The organism is Carboxylicivirga caseinilyticus, assembly GCF_050589785.1.
Classification (GTDB): Bacteria; Bacteroidota; Bacteroidia; order Bacteroidales; family Marinilabiliaceae; genus Carboxylicivirga; species Carboxylicivirga caseinilyticus.
In genome coordinates, this window is record NZ_JBNGOX010000030.1 from 24,609 (window position 1) to 43,245 (window position 18,637).

Consider the following 18,637-nt stretch of genomic DNA (forward strand, 5'->3'; position numbering starts at 1 on the left):
AATTATGAAGAAATTACTAGCATTAACCCTTTTTGTATTTTTAATTAGCCTTTCGTACGGGCAAAATTCATTGTTGTGGGAGATTAGTGGGAATGGACTTGAAAAACCTTCGTATCTTTTTGGTACTATTCATGTTATTTGTCCCGATGATTTTTTTATGCCGGAGCAGACATCCGAAAAGCTGAACAGCTGTGAGCAACTGATGCTGGAGATGGATATAACTGATCCTACCGTATTGCAAACAGTTCAGCAAGGAATGATGAATCCCCAGATGAAGAATATAAAGAGTGACCTATCGGAAGAAGATCAGGAATTACTTAATAAAGTACTTACTCAAACCCTGGGTGTTGGAATTGATCAGCTGGGAATACTTAAGCCCTGGGCTTTATCAACCATGTTAAGTGTAAAGCTGGCATTAAATTGCGAACAACCTGCTCAATATGAGATGGAGTTTTCTAAAATGGCCGGTGAAGCCAAACTTCCTGTTGTGAGCCTTGAAACCGCCACAGAGCAAATAGCCATTTTTGAAAATATACCCTACGAAAAACAGCTTGAACTACTAATGGATGGTATTATAAATAAGGATGAAGACAAGGCTTTATTTGTTGAGATGGTAGCAGTTTATAAAAAGCAAGATATTAATGCTCTGTACCAATATATTCTGGAAGAAGGTGAGATGGAGGACTTTAGTGAATTTTTGCTGGATAACAGAAATGTGAAATGGGTGCCTGTTATTGCAAAAACAATCAATGCCAAACCAAGTTTTATAGCTGTGGGTGCCGGGCATCTTGCAGGAGAGAATGGACTGATAAAACTTCTAAGAAAAGAAGGATACAAGGTTGAACCTGTTCAATAAATATGAAAAAGCGGAAGACCGGTCTTCCGCTTTATTAAAGTAATCAGAGCTATGTTAAGGCTCAACATAGTGTTGTTAATCTTCCGAAGCAACTACTCTAATAGAGCTTAGCAACTTCATGTCATTTATATTAGTATAGTCGTATTGATAAAAGCCATCTTCTCCAATGGTGAGTAAAATATCGCCCAGTGGAATCACATCAAAAGCATGGATATCATTAAACTGCTTTAGCTGATTGGAAATATCCATTTGTTCGGGCAATGATGCATCAAACACGCGTAAACCGTCATCACCGTCACATACAAATAAGTAATCACCATCAATGCCTAATCCATGCGGATTTGTTAGTACTACAGAATTTTTAAGCAATGGTGTTTCTATATTCCTTATATCAATAACATCCAACTGATTGGTGTTGCCTCCGCAAAAGTTATTTGCACGAAGGGTAACAAAAGCATACTCGTCGTTTACCACAACCGGATCGCAGGCTGTTATGTGGCTGTAACCTGATATATATTCAGGTACTTCAGGATTGCTAAGACTAAAAATCTGCATTCCACTTTGTCCACCAATAAACAACTTATCGTTTTTGATAAATAATGTTTCCGCATTGTTATTGGTATAAAAACCATTTTTTGAGATTGGTGTATCCGGTGATGTTATGTCGAAAACATCAACATACCACCCTTGCTGAATCACGTATAAATAATTCTGATACAACATAAAACGGGCAAGCGATCCAGCTGTTCCTTGTGTGTCTGAACTTTGACCCGATGCTTCAGCTCCAGCCGAATTAAACATGGCATAATCGGCTGTATAAAGGATGTCGTAATAAATGGGGTAATCATTTTCAATTACTTCTTCGCGCACTTCTTTAACAGTCCAATCAACCACTACCCCTTTTGAGTAGTCAATTGAACCTACCCTGTAATCATTCTTTGTTTCAGGTACTGTGTAATTAAAAACACTTTTTATCCGATGTTTTTCAACTGGATTATCGAGAGTTGAAATATCAATAGCCACCAAATCAATATAACTGTCGGCATAAAGCAAATCACCTTTGATAGCAATATCTACATTACCAGGTATTTCAATAAATGTTTTATAAACAGGAGTCTCTGGGTTTGAATTGTCATAAACATGTACGCCCTTCATCAATTCATTGATAAAAATGAAATTGTCTTTAAAATAAATCTTACCCGGCACTTCCAATGGTTGCTCATCAGTTTCTTTGATGCTTTTCCGCAAATCTTCGTACGACATGTAAACAGGTTCGTTTACCAGATATTCTTCATAGGTTTTATCCTGGCATCCACTCAGTGCGATAAGCGATATCAGAAATAAAATGTAGCTGTACTTGATATTCATAGTCAGGTTTTAAATCAGTTTATTATTAGATGGCATTTTATGGTAAAGGTTGCTTTTGAATAAAAATTCCGAAAGGACTATGTATCTTTAAAGCCATAAATGCATTCTTTAATGAGTTCACAAAACCGCTTTGCTGATATTATCCTGCCGGTACCCTTACCCAGGCTCTTCACCTATAGTATTCCTGATGAAATGAATTCTATGGTTGAAGTTGGTAAACGCGTGGTGGTATCATTTGGTAAGAAGAAATCGTATTCGGGTATTGTTTATAAGATCCACAGTGATGAACCCAAAGAGTACGAAACAAAACCCATTGTTAGTCTGCTTGATTCGGAACCCATTGTCAATAAAGAACAACTCCGGTTCTGGGAATGGCTGGCCGAATATTATCAGTGTACCTTAGGTGAGATTTACAAAGCAGCACTTCCTTCGGGGTTGAAGATGGAGAGTGAAACCAATGTAATTTACAATGCCGAGTTTGTAGCTGAGAAACCACTTACGGCTAACGAAGACAAGATTCTTGATATCGTATCTGCTAAAAAAGTTTGCACTATCAATGAGTTGAATCAATTGAGCGGGTTAAAGAATTGTCTGCCAATTATAAAACGTCTGCTTGAATTCAATGCCTTATTTGTAAACGAAAAATTAAAAGAAAGCTACAAAGCCAAAACAGAGAGAGTGCTGTCGTTGCATCACTCACGCCGGGATGAGCAAAGCATGCATTTGGCTTTTGATAATTTATCACGTGCTCCCAAACAACTCGAATTACTGATGTCGTTTCTTTCGCTCTGTGGAGGGATGAATAAAGCCAATAATGGTGCGGTTGTTACCCGCCAGGAGTTATTGAAGAAGAATAATGCATCTCCTGCTGTGCTAAAGGAACTCATCAACAAAAATATACTGGAGGAAACAGAGCGGAGCATCGACCGTTTAGATCTTTCAGAAAAAGAGAAGCATGAAGCACATCCTTTAAATGATGCCCAGGTCGAGGCTCATGAGCAAATTAGAAGAGCATTTGAAGAAAAGGATGTATGTCTGCTGCATGGAGTTACATCGGGTGGTAAAACCGAAATTTATATTCACCTTATAGAGGAACAGCTTCAAAAAGGCAAACAGGTTTTATATCTGCTTCCTGAGATAGCACTGACAACCCAGATTACAACACGACTAAAGAAGCATTTTGGCAATCTGTTGGGTATTTACCACAGTAAGTTTGCCGATGCCGAAAGGGTTGAGGTATGGCATAACCTTTTGGAACAAAAAAATTATCAGATCATACTTGGTGTTCGTTCATCCATATTCTTGCCATTCAAAAATCTTGGGCTAATCATTGTTGACGAAGAACACGAAAATACATACAAGCAGTTCGATCCTGCTCCGCGTTACCATGCCCGGGATGCAGCTATCGTGTTGGCAAGTTTGTTTGGAGCTAAAACCTTATTAGGAACAGCTACACCTTCACTTGAATCGTATTACAATGCGCAAAAAGGTAAATTTGCACTGGTTGAACTAACTCAGCGTTTTGAAGGTATTCAGATGCCGGAGATAATTGCCGTTGACACCCGCGAAGCCCGAAGGAAAAAGAAAATGAATTCACATTTTTCACCCGTATTGCTTGAACATATGGATAAGGCATTGAATAATGGTGAGCAGGTTATTCTTTTTCAGAACCGAAGAGGATTCAGTCCTTTTATTGAGTGTGGACAGTGTGCCTGGGTGGCTAAATGTGTCAACTGCGATGTTAGCATGACGTACCATAAGCACTTTAACCAGTTGGTATGCCATTATTGTAATCATACCCAGAAACTACCAGATGTTTGTCCGGCATGTCATAGTCCTGCCATTGAAACCCGGGGATTTGGAACCGAAAAGATTGAAGAAGAAATGTCGATTTTGTATCCGGATTACAAAGTGGCTCGAATGGATTTGGATACCACCCGGAGTAAAACAGCCTATGATAAAATAATTGGTAGTTTTGAAGAGGGTAAAATTCAGATACTGATTGGAACACAAATGATTTCGAAAGGGTTGGATTTTGAAAATGTGAGTGTTGTTGGAATTTTAAATGCCGACAATATGCTTAATTATCCCGACTTCAGAGCTTTTGAACGAAGTTACCAGTTGATGACACAGGTAAGCGGTCGTGCCGGAAGAAAGCACAGGCGAGGGCTGGTTATACTTCAGACATCTAATCCTCAGCACCCGGTTATAATGGATGTGATCAATCACAATTTTAAAAATCATTTTGAAGGACAGATACAGGAACGGCACCATTTTAAATATCCACCATTCTATCGTTTGATTAATATCACCATCAAGCATAAAGAGCAGCAAACAACCAAACAGGCTGCCTACTTTGTAGCGAAGCAATTGGGAATTGTTTTAGGAAATCGTGTGCTCGGACCACAGGCACCGGTCATTAACCGAATACAAAATCAGTTTATTCAAAAGGTTCTGATCAAGGTAGAAAAGAAAGCCTCACCTGTGAAAGTGAAACAGTTAATTCAGGAAGTAATTTTTTCGATACAAGCCCAACAAGCTTATCGCTATGTTACCTTTCAGATTGATGTAGACCCTGCATAAACTATGAAAGGATGATAACCGTTGCTATCATCCTTTCATTATTAACCTAACCCAAATCTATGAAAAAAAATCTGATAGGATTATTGCAAGACTTGTGCCAAAAGAGGTGATAATAATCTTAATTAATGTTAGAGGTTCTTAAATAATCTCATCCAAAAATTAATGTAAGTATTTGTTTAGTATGCGATTGTCAGTGTGTCTTTGAGAATTCAATCGCAATGTTATTATTGTTTTTTCAATTGTGATAAAATGGGTTTGGGCATAATTCCGGCCTTAAATCATCACTTATCCTTTTTTTTTATCTTTACGCAAATTTTTTTGGTATGACACGGAACGAATTTTCGCAAATATTTGATGGATTTGATAATATGCACATCCTTGTGATAGGAGATGTAATGATTGATTCCTACCTGTGGGGAAACGTTACGAGGATATCACCTGAAGCACCGGTACCCATAATTGCAACTACTCAGCGGGAAGATCGACTGGGGGGAGCCGCCAACGTTGCTTTAAATATTCAGTCATTAGGTGCCACACCCATTCTTTGTTCTGTGGTGGGGAAAGATGATGCCGGGACTATTTTAAGGGATTTGCTAAAGGAAAGAAATTTGCCATCCGATGGCATTATTGCATCCAGTAAGCGCAAAACAACGGTTAAAACACGCATAATTAGTCAGAATCAGCATCTGCTGCGGGTAGATGAAGAAGAAGATAAAGCCCTCTCTACTGATTTAGAACAGAAACTACAGCAGCATATAGCTGATTTATTGGAAAAGTTCAAAATTGATGCCATCATCTTTGAGGATTATGACAAGGGCACACTAACGCCGGCATCAATCAGTTATGCTGTAAACCTGGCTAATGATAAAGGCATACCGGTTTTGGTTGATCCTAAAAAGAGAAATTATAACGATTATCGGCAGGTTACTTTCTTTAAGCCCAACCTGAAGGAATTTTTTGAAGGCTGTAAGCTGGAAATTAATGCTGATGATCAAACAGAAATGTTAAAAGCAGGTAAAGCCTTTTTGATGGAACAGGAGTTTGATCAGTTGATGGTTACAATGGCCCGCAGGGGTGTGATGATTATTGATAAGCAATCACATCATTTTATTCCGGCCGAGATAAGAAATATTGCCGATGTATCGGGTGCAGGAGATACCGTGATTAGCGTAAGTGCCTTGTGTCTGGCTTCCGGTTTGGAACCTTTTTACATTGCATCAATTGCAAACATGGCAGGTGGATTGGTATGCGAATATCCGGGTGTTGTACCCATTGATAAACAGGAGCTTCTTAACGAATGTCTCATTAAATTAGCAAAATAGCAGGTTACGATTGTTCGTAACTTAATGCGAAAAATAATCGTACTCTGCCTAAATGTTTAAGAAAAGTTTAACTTTGGCTTTCGGAAAAAAATTTCCATTTTGCAAGCCTTAACTTCATCACAAAAAAACACCAAAAATATGGGTAAGATAATTGCTCTGGCAAACCAAAAAGGAGGAGTTGGAAAAACAACAACAGCTATTAATCTGGCAGCTAGCTTGGCTGTACTTGAATACAGGGTGCTGATTGTTGATGCCGATCCACAGGCTAACTCAACCTCGGGATTAGGCTTTGATTTGAAGGAGATTGATAATAGTATATATGAGTGTATTGTAGATGGCATCGAACCTAAAGAAGCTATTCTTCAAACCGAAATTGATCATCTTAGTGTAATGCCTTCACACATTGATTTGGTTGGTGCTGAAATTGAAATGCTAAACCTTCCTAATCGTGAGAAAGTACTTAGCGGTGTTTTGGAAAAACTTCGCGATCAGTATGATTTTATTTTAATCGACTGTTCTCCTTCATTGGGATTAATTACCGTTAATGCGCTTACGGCTGCTGATTCAGTGATTATTCCGGTACAATGCGAATATTTTGCTTTGGAAGGATTGGGTAAACTTTTAAATACCATTAAAATCATTCAAAGTCGCCTGAATCCGGAACTGGAGATTGAAGGCTTCCTTTTAACCATGTATGACTCGCGTTTGAATCTATCAAATCAGGTTGTGGAAGAAGTTCAACGTCACTTCCAGGATATGGTGTTCGAAACATTAATATCACGTAATATTAAATTAAGTGAGGCACCTAGTTACGGAAAAGCTGTTGTAATGTATGATGCTACTTCGAAAGGTGCAGTTAACTATTTAAATTTGGCAAAAGAATTGCTGAAGAAAAATAATTTAGCAGTTAAGAAATAAGAACTAATTTAATCAATTGATAAAATAATATGGCGAAAAAAAGTGCTTTAGGACGTGGTTTGGGAGCATTGATTGACAATGCAGATGAGGTAACGCAGGGTAGACCGGCAGCTTCATCTATAAACGAAATTGAAGTTACAAAAATTGAAGCCAACCCATGGCAACCACGAACTAAATTTGATGAAGAACGCCTGCAGGAGCTGGCTGCATCCATCAAAGAAATTGGCATTATTCAGCCATTAACACTTCGCAAAATTGGAAAAGACCGTTATCAGCTGATTGCTGGTGAACGTCGTTTCAGAGCCTCTAAAATTGCCGGATTAGAAAAAGTACCGGCTTATATCAGAACGGCTGATGATGATACCATGCTTGAAATGGCCCTGGTTGAGAATATTCAGCGTGAGGACCTGGATCCGATTGAAGTAGCCATCAGTTATCAACGATTGATTGAAGAATGTAAATTAACACAGGAAAGCATGTCGGAACGTGTTGGTAAAAAACGTTCTACTATAACCAATTATCTCCGATTGTTAAAGTTACCGGCCGAAGTACAGTTAGGATTGGTATCAAAACAAATTGGAATGGGACATGCCCGTGCTATCGTTAGTGTTGAAGATCCTAATGCTCAGTTGAATATTTATGAGCAAACCATTAAAGACGACCTATCGGTAAGAAAGGTTGAGGAAATGGTTAGGGAGCTTAATTCTGGTAAGTCATCCAAAAAAGAGAAGAAAACCAATGCTGGCGATCCTGAAGAATACAGAGAGCTCAAGTCACAACTTTCTACTTTCTTCCAAACCAATATTCAATTCTCACGTACTGAAAATGGAAAAGGAAAGATTGTTATTCCATTTAAATCGGATGATGAATTGGAAAAAATCATTGGGATATTGGATAAAGCCAAGTAGGAATAATAGCTTTACCGAAAAATAATAGCATTGACCTTAACATTTTCTCATCATAGATGGCTGATTTGCCTGATGTTTCTGCTTGGATTCCGGATTTTAGCCGGGGCACAATCCGACACATTGGTGTTACGTAACGACACATCTTATCTGGAAGGAACATCTCTGGAACTGGTGAAAGCCAAAAAGATCCATTCGCCGCATAAAGCATCTTTCTACGCGGCTATTTTACCGGGTATGGGTCAGATTTACAATAAGAAATACTGGAAACTGCCACTTGTCTATGGAGGAATTGTGGCAACAGGATATGCTATTCATTTCAATTCGAAGTATTACAGTAAATACAAATCAGCTTATCGCGATTGGATCATTCAAGACCCGGGAAACAAAAGTTATTTAGAGTTTTTACCGCCAGGCTGGACAGAAGCCAAGCTTTATCAGAACGCTTCTTGGTTTGAATCAGCCTTGGATGACAAAAAACAATATTACCGCAGATATCGCGACCTAAGTTATTTTATCATGGCTGGGGTTTATATGCTTCAGATTGTTGATGCAGCAGTAGATGCTCACTTTTATAATTTTAGTATTAGTGATGATTTAAGTATGCGAATCAGTCCAACTATAATGGAGCCATCACCTGTTGTAGAAACCGTAGGTGTTGGAATGCAGTTGAATTTTAAGTTTTAATATACTATGTGGTTAAAGAAAGGATTACTATCGCTTTCAATAGTGATGATAGGATTAAGTGCAAAAGGACAAACTACAGTTATTGATACAATACCGGATTACAATCCTGAATATCTGGATGAATGCCTCGACAGTTTAGTCAATCAATGGTATGTTAGCAAATCAGCTACCAACCTCGTTCTTGACAGTATACCTGTTAATGATAGTATCTCAAAGTATTCGTTACCTGATTCGGTTTACATTAATCGATTGTCTGAAATCAGCTCTCCGATTAATTACACTTTCAATTCTAAGGTTAAGTCATACATTGAGTTGTATACAATAAAACGTCGCGAACAGGTACAGACCATGTTGGGATTATCGCAATATTATTTCCCAATGTTTGAAGAAGTACTGGATTCGAGACAAATGCCGATTGAACTAAAGTATTTGCCAATTATAGAGTCAGCGTTAAATCCACGAGCCTACTCAAGAGCTGGAGCTTCTGGTTTATGGCAGTTTATGTACTATACAGGTAAGCAGTATGGGTTAAGAATTGATTCGTATGTTGATGAGAGACGCGATCCCTATCGTTCGTCGGTTGCTGCGGCTGATTTCCTTCAGGATCTTTATGACATTTATAAAGACTGGCTTTTGGTAATCGCAGCATATAACTGTGGACCCGGTAATGTCAATAAGGCCATTCGTCGTTCAGGTGGTCACCGCGATTTCTGGAAAATCTATTACCATCTTCCAAAAGAGACCAGAGGTTATGTGCCTGCTTTTATTGCTGCAACCTATACATTTACTTATGCACAAGAGCATAACCTATACGCTGTTGCCTCAGGACTTCCGATTGCAACAGATACCATAATGGTTCAGCAGCCATTACATTTAAAGCAGGTTTCAGAAATGCTAAATGTTAACCTTGATTACCTGCGTGAGTTAAATCCTCAATATCGACGTGACGTTGTACCTGCAAAGAAATATGCATTCCCGTTAAGATTATCATTTAACCTGGCAACTGAATTTGCAGCTTACGAGGATACAATTTATGCTCATAAACGTAATAATTACTTTCCTGGTGGAGCGCTTGTTTCCAATCCTGAATACACTCAATATACACCCTCAGTGCCAAAAGATAAGACTACCGTTTGGTACACTGTTAAATCGGGTGATGCAGTGGGATTAATCGCCGATTGGTATGATGTAAGAACATCAGACCTTCGTTATTGGAATAATGTTCGTGGTAATCTTATTAAGGTTGGACAAAAACTGGCTGTTTATGTTCCAAAGCACAAAGTAGACTACTATAAGAAGATTAACCAAATGAGTTATGCTGAAAAGCAACGTTTAAATGGTCGCTCTTCAGGTTCAACAACAACGGCATCAAAAACTCAGCCGGTTAAAGAGGACAGTAATTACATCTATTATACAGTTCGTTCGGGAGATAGTTTATGGAGTATTGCTCAAAAATACAATGGAGTGAGCAACTCCGATATTATGCGGTTGAATAATTTGTCTTCAGGGGCTAAAATTAAACCCGGGCAAAAACTAAAGATCAAACCTAAGGCATAATTATAGTTCACAGGTCTTTATATAAAAATGTAATTTCTCCCTAATTCTTTTAGTGGAGAAATTTTCTTTTTATTTTGGCATTAAATATTGCAATGAAACAGGCCCTTCGTATACTATTTATTTATTTGATCGTATTAGGTCTGGCTTTTGCTATGGTGCATTTTATACCGTTTCAATTTAATCCCGAGATTTTAAACAAGGCTTCTGTTGAAAACCTGATAATCAATGAAACTGATAGTGCTGAAATCATAACGGCTTTTGATATAGATACTCTTTTAACAGATAGTCTTCTGTTGGGTAAAACGACAGAAATAGAGAAGGATACTGTAATAACAGATCTGTTTCTGAGTTGTCCTACGACCTTTCTAACCAAGCTTCAAAATTTAAATGATCGTTTAAGAAAAGTACATGAGCAAAATGAGGTAATCAGAATATTACATTTTGGGGATTCGCAGATTGAAGGAGACAGAATAACAGCTAATCTGCGTGAAGGTTTTCAAATGCGTTTTGGAGGAAGTGGTCCGGGATTGAATTGTATTCTCGATCCTCAACGGATGAATCCATCTGTCTGGTTGGATAATAATGAAAATTGGGAACTGCAAACCATCTATGACCGAAAAAGAGATCGTAACAGAGATACATATGGTTTATTGGGACAATATGCATTTTTGGAAGCTACTAACATTGGCGAATTTAAGATCTCCCGGTCACCATGGGCTGAGGATCATTCTAAAAATTATCAAAGCATACGACTTTTTATTGCACCTCATAAAGGATCCGTTTTTATTAAAGGATCTATAAAAGATACAGAAGTTATTAACGACACCTTAAATGCTTCGGTAAACCTAACAGAAATTAACTGGTCATTCCCGCAGATATCTCCTTCTTTAGCTTTTCAGGTTAAGAGTGACAGCGCAATTGCAGTATTAGGAGTTGCCTTAGACAGTTTATCTGGTGTAGCAGTTGATAATATTGCCTTAAGAGGACAAAGTTCACCACTCCTGCATCGTACTGATGCTGATTTATTTAAGGCAATGGGCGAACATCTGAATATTGGGATGGTTATTCTTCAATACGGAACCAATATCATACCTTTAGAACGTACTAATTATAATTTTTATAAAAAAATACTCTCCAGACAATTTGATTTGCTGAGTGAATACCTGCCTGATGTTCCCGTTTTATTTGTGGGCATAGCCGATGCAGCAAAAAGTGAGAATGGTGAAACGAATTCATACTCTCATTTGCAAGCACTAAGAAACGCCCAGAAGGAATTAGCTCTTCAATATGGATTTGCCTATTTTGATTTGTATGAGGCGATGGGTGGAGAGGGATCCATCATTAAATGGACTCAATCTGAACCTCCATTGGCATTGACTGATTTTGTACATTTATCAAGATATGGTGGGAAAAGAGCTGCAGATTATATAACCAAGGCACTTTGGCAGCAGATGGATAGATTTGATAGCCTTGCAGATTCATTAACTATATTATCAGATAGTTTACAGGTATGCAACAATTAATAACATGGATAGAAAGCCAATCTGATCTTTTCTTGTTTACTCAAACAGGATTTTGGATTTTCTATGCCATTGTTTTGTTGATCAATGCCGTGGTTTGTAAAAACAGAATCCTGCGAAGTAGTTTTCTGTTTGTAGCAAGTCTGTATTTCTATTACAAAACGGGAGGGTACTTTTTTACCTTACTTATCATCTCTACCATTGTTGATTATAGTATTGGTTTATTTCTGGGGAAAGCACAGAATAAATATCTAAGGAAACTGTTGGTGTTTTTTAGCCTGCTCATTAATCTGGGTGTGCTTGCCTATTTTAAGTATACCTACTTCATTTTAGACCTTTACTCTTCTGTCAGTCATCAACCGATTAAGGTTTTCGATTTTTTGGCAAATGAGATGAATAAACTGGCTGGCACAAGTTTTAATATAGATTCAATAACGCTGCCCGTTGGTATTTCCTTCTTTACTTTTCAAACAATTAGTTATACCATAGATGTTTATCGTAAAGAACTAAAGCCTGTTCGTAATATTATTGATTTTGGATTTTATGTTTCTTTTTTCCCTCAACTAATTGCTGGTCCCATTGTAAGGGCAAGAACTTTTATACCGCAAATTTATAAACGTTTTGTTGTATCAAACAAATGGATGTGGTGGAGTTTTCTATGGATTCTTGGTGGTTTATTTAAAAAGATGGTCATCTCAGATTATATCTCTGTTAATTTTGTTGATCGTGTTTTTGAACATCCGATAGCATACTCAGGCTTTGAGGTTTTGATGGCGGTTTATGGTTATGCTCTTCAGATCTACTGCGATTTTTCGGGTTATACCGATATTGCAATGGGGGTTGCCTTATTACTTGGCTTTCGCTTACCAGTAAATTTTAATTATCCTTATAAGGCCACTTCAATCAGAGATTTCTGGAGACGCTGGCATATCAGTTTATCATCGTGGTTACGCGATTATCTGTACATCCCGCTTGGCGGTAATAAAGGTAATTCAATTCGTACAGGTTTTAACCTGATGCTAACAATGTTGCTTGGAGGATTATGGCATGGAGCTGCCTTGAAATTTGTTGTTTGGGGCGGTTTACATGGCCTGGGTCTGGTTTTCAATCGCATTGTTAATGGTATCTGGAAAATAAATGGCAATAAAATCACACGCTTGATAAGCTGGTTCTTTACTTTTCATTTTGTTGTATTTACATGGATTGTGTTTCGGGTTGAGTCAATTGAAAGTGCTGAGATTTTAATCACCCGACTTTTCAGAGCTTTTATGCCGAATCATGTAATGGATGTTGTTTTATCACAGACCTATTTATTTTTATTGATTTTATTTGGTTTTATCATCCATTTTATCCCTTCAGTGTGGCATCATCGAGGCAAACTATTTTTCTTAAAACTTCCACTTATTGTAAAATTGATTGTCTCTGCAAGTATGATATATATCATTATTCAGCTGCATCAGTCCGATATTTTGCCTTTTATCTATTTCAGATTCTAAAAAGAGCTTTAAAAAGTTAAGGTACATCGTCAAGTGTCTTGTGAAGCTTTCACGAAAAGATTATATTTATCTTGTAATTGACAACCCATGAGAAAATATTTGCTATCAACCATAGTAACGATTTGGTTTAGCTTACAATTTGTTAGTGCGCAGCATTATCATTTTAAACAATACTCCCTCGAAGAAGGTCTTCCTCAATCCGAAATTAACGGGTTAACGGAGGATCAATTTGGATATCTATGGGTTGGAACGAATGGTGGAGGCCTTTGCAGGTTTAATGGAATGGGATTTGAGGTTTTTACCCGTAAGGATGGATTGATGGATAATATTATCCTTGGAATACATCACGATGAAAACTATAATCTTTGGATTGGTACCCCTAAAGGAATTCAGAAGTTTGATGGTAGAGAGTTCAAAAATATTCTTGTGTCGGATTCTACTATCTTTGCTGATCGACTGACATTTTGCGAAATTGGAGCTAATAATCTTTGGTGTCTGACCAGGGATATCTCCGGACTTCAGACTTTATACAAAATTGAGAATGATAGCTTAATAAATTTCTCTGAGCATCTGAAGGAACAAATTACAGAGGATAATTTTATTCTGAGAATTGTTGCCGATGGCGAATCAAATCTTCTTATTTCAACCCTTCATAACTTATTTCGATATGATGGAAGTAAGCTTGAGATTGTTGAGACCCAAGAGTTGGGAATTGACGATGAGGCCGTAAAATACCCATTATTGGTTGACAGAAGTAATCTCATGTGGTGCATGCTTTTTTATCGTAATGAAAAGAGTGAGTTGATTGTGCACAAACCCGGAGGAAAGATTAAAACTATAAGCCTTCCTGAGAAAATTAAAAATAAAGCAATCTTTGATGCCTTTGAAGACCGAAGCGGATCACTTTGGTTTTTAATTGAGAATGGTGGTGTTTTAAACTACAGCAAAAAAGGCTGGCGTATTTTCGATAAGAGCAATGGACTACCAACCGAATTGGTTTTTAAGATTCATGAGGATGCCGAAGGTAATATTTGGTTAGGAACTTTGGGAAGTGGACTTGTGAGATATAGTGGAGATCTGTTCACCTCTTTGAATCATACCAATGGCTTAACCGATGATTTAACCAGAACCATTTTTCAGGATAAAAAAGGAACCTATTATTTTGCCGATGGAGATGGTGGTTTCAGTACTTTAAAAGATGGAGTAATTAAGCAATTTAGAGATGGTGAGATTGCTGATTTTACTGTGATTAGTGCATTCGATGATTTACCGGATGGAAAAACGATGATCTGTTCTCGAAATGGATTGTTTTCTTTTGATGGTAAAAAAGCTTCTCTTATTAACACGCAATATGGCTGGAAAAGCAGAATCCATATTAATGGTGTTGCCCATATTAATGACACTACTTTCTTTGCAACCATTGGTTTTGGACTTATCAAAAGCGTGAAAGGGAAGGCTACCTTTTATAATTCGTATAATTCAAATTTGATAGATAATAATATTACACATTTGTTGGTCGACAGTAAAAGCAGGCTTTGGATTACAACTCCCCGAGGTATTTCGCTTTATGAGAATGGAGCAGTAATAAATTTTGCAGATCAGAAATTACTTTCATCTTCTTATTTCTTGCAAGCGGCAGAAGATGGTGCAGGACAGATATGGTTTGCCAGCTACACTAAAGGATTGGTTCGTTTTAATCAATCTCATTGGTCTACTTTTGACACAAGTAATGGTTTATCTTCTGATAATATATATTCAATTATTGCTGATGATAAAGGAGACATTTGGGCAGGTGCGCAAAACGGAGTGGATAAATTGCTTATCAATAGTGAAGGGGAAGTTAAAGATATTGAATACTTTGATCGACATGATGGGTTTGTAGGGATTGAAAATAACAGTGCTGCCAATTTTAAGGATAAGGATGGGAACTTATGGTTTGGTACTGTTAAAGGAGTAATGCGATATAACCCTAGTGAACGAAGAATCAATTACCTTCCTCCTCCGGTCTATATCAGAAATATAGAACTGTCATATAAAAAGCCTGTTTGGCAAAGTGATGAGTATTTGGCTCGTTATGATTCGTTGGTTCCCTGGTTTGGAATACCAAATCAGTTGTCGCTTCCCAAAGAACAAAATAACATATCGTTTACTTTTGATGCTTTATGTTATACTATTCCTGAGAAGATTCAATACAAATGGCGTCTTGAACCAATAGAGACAGAATGGGTTTATGGTAAAAATAACGAAATAGCTTATCCTTCACTGCCGCCAGGTGATTATACCTTTAGAGTAACTGCCGCTAATAATAACGGTATCTGGAATGATGAAGGTGCTTTTTATAGTTTTAGCATTAATCCGGCATGGTATCAAACATTTGCATTTAAGGTTTTATTGGCCGCATTTGTTATAATCATCATATTAACATTTGTCTTTATCTGGAATCAGAAAATTAGAAGGCTACGTTTTGAGATGGAAACACTGGTGGTTGCTAAAACAAAAGAAATCAGGCTTCAGAAAACTCAAATTGAAGCAAAAAATGAAGAGCTTCAAAAACAGAAAGAACAGATTACAAAGCAAGCCGAATCTATTTCTTCTTCATATAAAGACCTTGAAAAACTGACAGAGATTGGTAAGACACTCACTGCCAACCTGTCAATAAGTCGTATTTTCGATCTTGTTTATAATGCAACCAGTGAAATAATGGACACTTATTTGTTTGGTTTCGGACTTTATAATAAGGAGACTAATTCATTGGATTTTCAGAATATTAATCTTCTGGGAGAAAGAATGCCATTCCTTACTTTCACAATGGATGATACAGAAAGATTATCAATCCATTGCCTGTTAAATGATAAGGAAATTTATATCCGTGATTTTGATAAGGAGTACACCAATTATGTGAATGAAATCAGACCAGTTCCTGGTGATATCAATAGTAAATCAATTATATATATTCCAATTAAAGTAAACTCTGCTCCTTTTGGTGTGATCACAGTGCAAAGTGCTGATATTAATGCCTATTCAAATTATCACTTGAACTTTATGCGGAATATTGGTATTTATACCAGCATTGCTTTGGAAAATGCAAGTACATTCCAGCAATTAAAACAGCAGCAAAGTGATTTGGAGGTTGCAAGTCAAACAGCCATAAGTCAGAAAGAACAGATGCAACAACAGCGAGATGCGCTGGACAGACTTTACGAAGAAAATAACCATCTGATTCGCTTATTTACTACAGAACTCGAACGACCAATTACGTCCTCATTATCCATTGCCAATGCTTTACAAAGTCAGAAAGATGTGAGTGTTGAGGAAATGAATAATGCCTTGGTGAAGATTCTGGAATCATTGTGGCAAATTAAAGATATGCTCAATCAGGTAAGTGAAATAAAGCGATTAGAACAGGATGAATTTCAAATACATGAAAGTAAAGTGCCACTCACATCATTATTGAAAGAAGTGGTAGGGCAATACGAAGAATACCTGAAAAATAAGAACATTGAGGTGCTTTGGGATTTAAGTGACTCTGTTGTTATGTCAGACTATACATTACTCGAAAAGATATTCTCCAATCTTATTTCAAACGCCATTAAATTCTCTGAACCAAATACGAATATAACTGTTAACTCATATGAAGAAGAGAGCAAAGTTACGGTAGGTATCCGTGATGAGGGGCCGGGAATGTCGGAAGAAGATCAGCAAAGGTTATTTACGAAATTCAACAAATTAAGTAATCATACCAATAAGAGCGAAGTTTCTTCGGGGTTAGGACTTTACATTGTGAAGAGATACATAGATGGACTAAAGGGTGAAATAACCTGTACGAGCCATTTGGGTATTGGTACTACCTTTTATGTGCGTCTGCCAAAATAAAAATTGGCAACATTTTTGTAATTCTTTCTTCATAACATTTAAACATTACAACTATGTTCACAAGTCCGTTATTATTTATATTTCTGTTTTTCGTAATTGTGAGCTGGATTGTTAGCTCTAGATTGAAAAGTAAGTTCAAAGCATATTCGAAAGTGCCTATCGATTATGGGATGACAGGTGCAGAAGTGGCTCAAAAGATGCTTCGAGACAATGGTCTGATGAATATTCAGATTAACGCTGTTAAAGGTACCTTGAGTGATCATTATAATCCAACTAACCGAACCATCAATTTAAGTCCGGATGTATATCATGGACGAAGCGTGGCTGCAGCTGCAGTGGCGGCTCATGAAACAGGTCATGCTATTCAGCATGCAAACAGTTACAGTCTGCTTAGCTTCAGGTCCGCGTTAGTGCCGTTGCAAAATGTAAGTGCGCGAATTCTTAATTTTATATTTATAGCCATGTTTTTTGGTGCATTTGCATTGCCAGGCTTATTACCTTTTGATTTGGCTTTACAAATCATCATCGTGTGTTACGGTATCTTTACTTTAGCTGCTTTTGTTACTTTGCCAGTTGAAATTGATGCAAGCAGGAGAGCGTTAGCCTGGTTAAACAATGCAGGAATTACTTCGCACGACACATATGGTAAAGCTAAAGATGCTTTGAAATGGGCTGCATATACTTATGTTGTTGCTGCACTTTCGGCTTTGGCTACATTACTTTACTACGTAATGATCTTTTTAGGAAACAGAGATTAAGAAATATGTTTATTTAATTAGAAGGGCAGCTTACGCTGCCCTTTTTTATTGGTGATAGTAGTTATAATCTTTTAAGATGGTTTTTAGAAATTCCATTGCAGGTTGTTTGGTTTCTATATTCATTTTTTTAATAACTACTTCTTTTGTTTTTAATGCCAAAGGATGAGGTGCACCAATACTATTATATGAGTTATTTTTTTGCGACAGATTTAAAACCTCTTTTATGGTTTGCATGTCCTTCTCATGTAATTTAATAACTTCGGGGTACACAGGTTCATAACCTTGTTCTACTTCAACATAAACGGTGTCATTAAGGTCTCCCTGAGCATCAATTTTTAATACCGCTGTGCCGGCAGCCAAATCGCCTATACGTTTGCCTTTACCATTAATGATGATTGTTAAAAGTGCTCCCAGGCCATAGGTTAAATGAAAATCAACCAACCGAAATATCCATCGAATAAAGCAAGCGCCAAAGTTAAGCTCACCACCGTCAAGTTTAACTACCCTCATCTTCATAATCATTTTACCAAAGGTTTGACCATTCAGAAACAGGTCGCACAACAGATTATAAAATATAATGGGTAAACTTAAAAGACTAACCCACCAGTCAGGTGTTTCAACTATATTGAATATAATTACCCCAAGAATTAAGGCGTAACTAAGCTTAATAAATCCATCGATTAGATGGCCGAGAAGGCGATCACCCACACTGGCAAGTTGAAACTCTATATCAACATTTTGAGTGGTTGAAATTTGTAAATGTTCCATTCGGGTTAAGGAAAATGAATACGTGA

At 37.3% G+C, this 18,637-nt stretch carries 13 protein-coding genes; 11 read left to right on the forward strand and 2 right to left on the reverse strand.

The genetic code is table 11. The features are described 5' to 3' along the window. Window positions 1-4: 4 nt before the first annotated feature. Window positions 5-856, forward strand: a complete 852-nt coding sequence (locus tag ACRD62_RS14950; RefSeq protein WP_430820914.1) for a TraB/GumN family protein — start codon at window positions 5-7, stop codon at window positions 854-856. A 75-nt stretch (window positions 857-931) separates the two neighbouring features. Here ACRD62_RS14950 and ACRD62_RS14955 read toward each other — a convergent pair whose 3' ends face one another. After that, entirely contained in the window at window positions 932-2,224 is a 1,293-nt protein-coding gene (locus tag ACRD62_RS14955) for an LVIVD repeat-containing protein (RefSeq protein WP_430820915.1), read from the reverse strand. Between the two features lie 111 nt (window positions 2,225-2,335). Here ACRD62_RS14955 and priA point away from each other — a divergent pair, with 111 nt between their 5' ends. The 10 genes from priA to ACRD62_RS15005 all read left to right on the forward strand — a co-directional run bounded on the left by priA (window position 2,336) and on the right by ACRD62_RS15005 (window position 17,843). Then, window positions 2,336-4,807 (forward strand): replication restart helicase PriA, encoded by a 2,472-nt coding sequence (gene priA / locus ACRD62_RS14960; protein WP_430820916.1) that lies wholly within the window; start codon window positions 2,336-2,338, stop codon window positions 4,805-4,807. Between the two features lie 323 nt (window positions 4,808-5,130). Beyond that, the gene (locus ACRD62_RS14965) at window positions 5,131-6,129 is read left to right on the forward strand and encodes a bifunctional heptose 7-phosphate kinase/heptose 1-phosphate adenyltransferase (protein ID WP_430820917.1); all 999 of its coding nucleotides are present in this window, start codon (window positions 5,131-5,133) and stop codon (window positions 6,127-6,129) included. Between the two features lie 138 nt (window positions 6,130-6,267). Further along, a complete protein-coding gene (locus ACRD62_RS14970; RefSeq protein WP_321406885.1) occupies window positions 6,268-7,047 on the forward strand; it encodes a ParA family protein in 780 nt (259 codons plus the stop codon). 29 nt (window positions 7,048-7,076) lie between these two features. Next, the gene (locus tag ACRD62_RS14975; RefSeq protein ID WP_321406887.1) at window positions 7,077-7,955 is read left to right on the forward strand and encodes a ParB/RepB/Spo0J family partition protein; all 879 of its coding nucleotides are present in this window, start codon (window positions 7,077-7,079) and stop codon (window positions 7,953-7,955) included. Between the two features lie 30 nt (window positions 7,956-7,985). Then, on the forward strand, window positions 7,986-8,639 hold the full coding sequence (locus tag ACRD62_RS14980) for a DUF5683 domain-containing protein (protein WP_430820918.1): 654 nt from the start codon (window positions 7,986-7,988) through the stop codon (window positions 8,637-8,639). A gap of 6 nt (window positions 8,640-8,645) precedes the next feature. Next, entirely contained in the window at window positions 8,646-10,196 is a 1,551-nt protein-coding gene (locus ACRD62_RS14985) for a lytic transglycosylase domain-containing protein (protein ID WP_430820919.1), read from the forward strand. A gap of 92 nt (window positions 10,197-10,288) precedes the next feature. Then, on the forward strand, window positions 10,289-11,719 hold the full coding sequence (locus ACRD62_RS14990; RefSeq protein WP_430820920.1) for an SGNH/GDSL hydrolase family protein: 1,431 nt from the start codon (window positions 10,289-10,291) through the stop codon (window positions 11,717-11,719). Then, entirely contained in the window at window positions 11,707-13,212 is a 1,506-nt protein-coding gene (locus ACRD62_RS14995; protein WP_430820921.1) for an MBOAT family O-acyltransferase, read from the forward strand. Before ACRD62_RS14990 ends, ACRD62_RS14995 begins: the two co-directional genes overlap by 13 nt. 87 nt (window positions 13,213-13,299) lie before the next feature. Then, window positions 13,300-17,085 (forward strand): sensor histidine kinase, encoded by a 3,786-nt coding sequence (locus ACRD62_RS15000; RefSeq protein WP_430820922.1) that lies wholly within the window; start codon window positions 13,300-13,302, stop codon window positions 17,083-17,085. 53 nt (window positions 17,086-17,138) lie between these two features. Continuing rightward, window positions 17,139-17,843: a zinc metallopeptidase gene (locus tag ACRD62_RS15005; protein ID WP_430820923.1), complete on the forward strand. Its 705-nt coding sequence runs from the start codon at window positions 17,139-17,141 to the stop codon at window positions 17,841-17,843. Window positions 17,844-17,888: 45 nt separating this feature from the next. Here ACRD62_RS15005 and ACRD62_RS15010 read toward each other — a convergent pair whose 3' ends face one another. Beyond that, window positions 17,889-18,611: an RDD family protein gene (locus ACRD62_RS15010; protein WP_430820924.1), complete on the reverse strand. Its 723-nt coding sequence runs from the start codon at window positions 18,609-18,611 to the stop codon at window positions 17,889-17,891. Between the last annotated feature and the right edge of the window lie 26 nt (window positions 18,612-18,637).

Excerpts from the sequence above, each read along its gene's own strand:
- ACRD62_RS14955 (WP_430820915.1), bottom strand. The coding sequence starts at position 2,224 with ATGAATATCAAGTACAGCTACATTTTATTTCTGATATCGCTTATCGCA.
- ACRD62_RS14950 (WP_430820914.1), top strand. The coding sequence starts at position 5 with ATGAAGAAATTACTAGCATTAACCCTTTTTGTATTTTTAATTAGCCTT.
- ACRD62_RS14965 (WP_430820917.1), top strand. The coding sequence starts at position 5,131 with ATGACACGGAACGAATTTTCGCAAATATTTGATGGATTTGATAATATG.
- ACRD62_RS15000 (WP_430820922.1), top strand. The coding sequence starts at position 13,300 with ATGAGAAAATATTTGCTATCAACCATAGTAACGATTTGGTTTAGCTTA.
- ACRD62_RS14990 (WP_430820920.1), top strand. The coding sequence starts at position 10,289 with ATGAAACAGGCCCTTCGTATACTATTTATTTATTTGATCGTATTAGGT.
- ACRD62_RS14995 (WP_430820921.1), top strand. The coding sequence starts at position 11,707 with ATGCAACAATTAATAACATGGATAGAAAGCCAATCTGATCTTTTCTTG.
- priA (WP_430820916.1), top strand. The coding sequence starts at position 2,336 with ATGAGTTCACAAAACCGCTTTGCTGATATTATCCTGCCGGTACCCTTA.
- ACRD62_RS14970 (WP_321406885.1), top strand. The coding sequence starts at position 6,268 with ATGGGTAAGATAATTGCTCTGGCAAACCAAAAAGGAGGAGTTGGAAAA.
- ACRD62_RS15005 (WP_430820923.1), top strand. The coding sequence starts at position 17,139 with ATGTTCACAAGTCCGTTATTATTTATATTTCTGTTTTTCGTAATTGTG.
- ACRD62_RS15010 (WP_430820924.1), bottom strand. The coding sequence starts at position 18,611 with ATGGAACATTTACAAATTTCAACCACTCAAAATGTTGATATAGAGTTT.
- ACRD62_RS14975 (WP_321406887.1), top strand. The coding sequence starts at position 7,077 with ATGGCGAAAAAAAGTGCTTTAGGACGTGGTTTGGGAGCATTGATTGAC.
- ACRD62_RS14985 (WP_430820919.1), top strand. The coding sequence starts at position 8,646 with ATGTGGTTAAAGAAAGGATTACTATCGCTTTCAATAGTGATGATAGGA.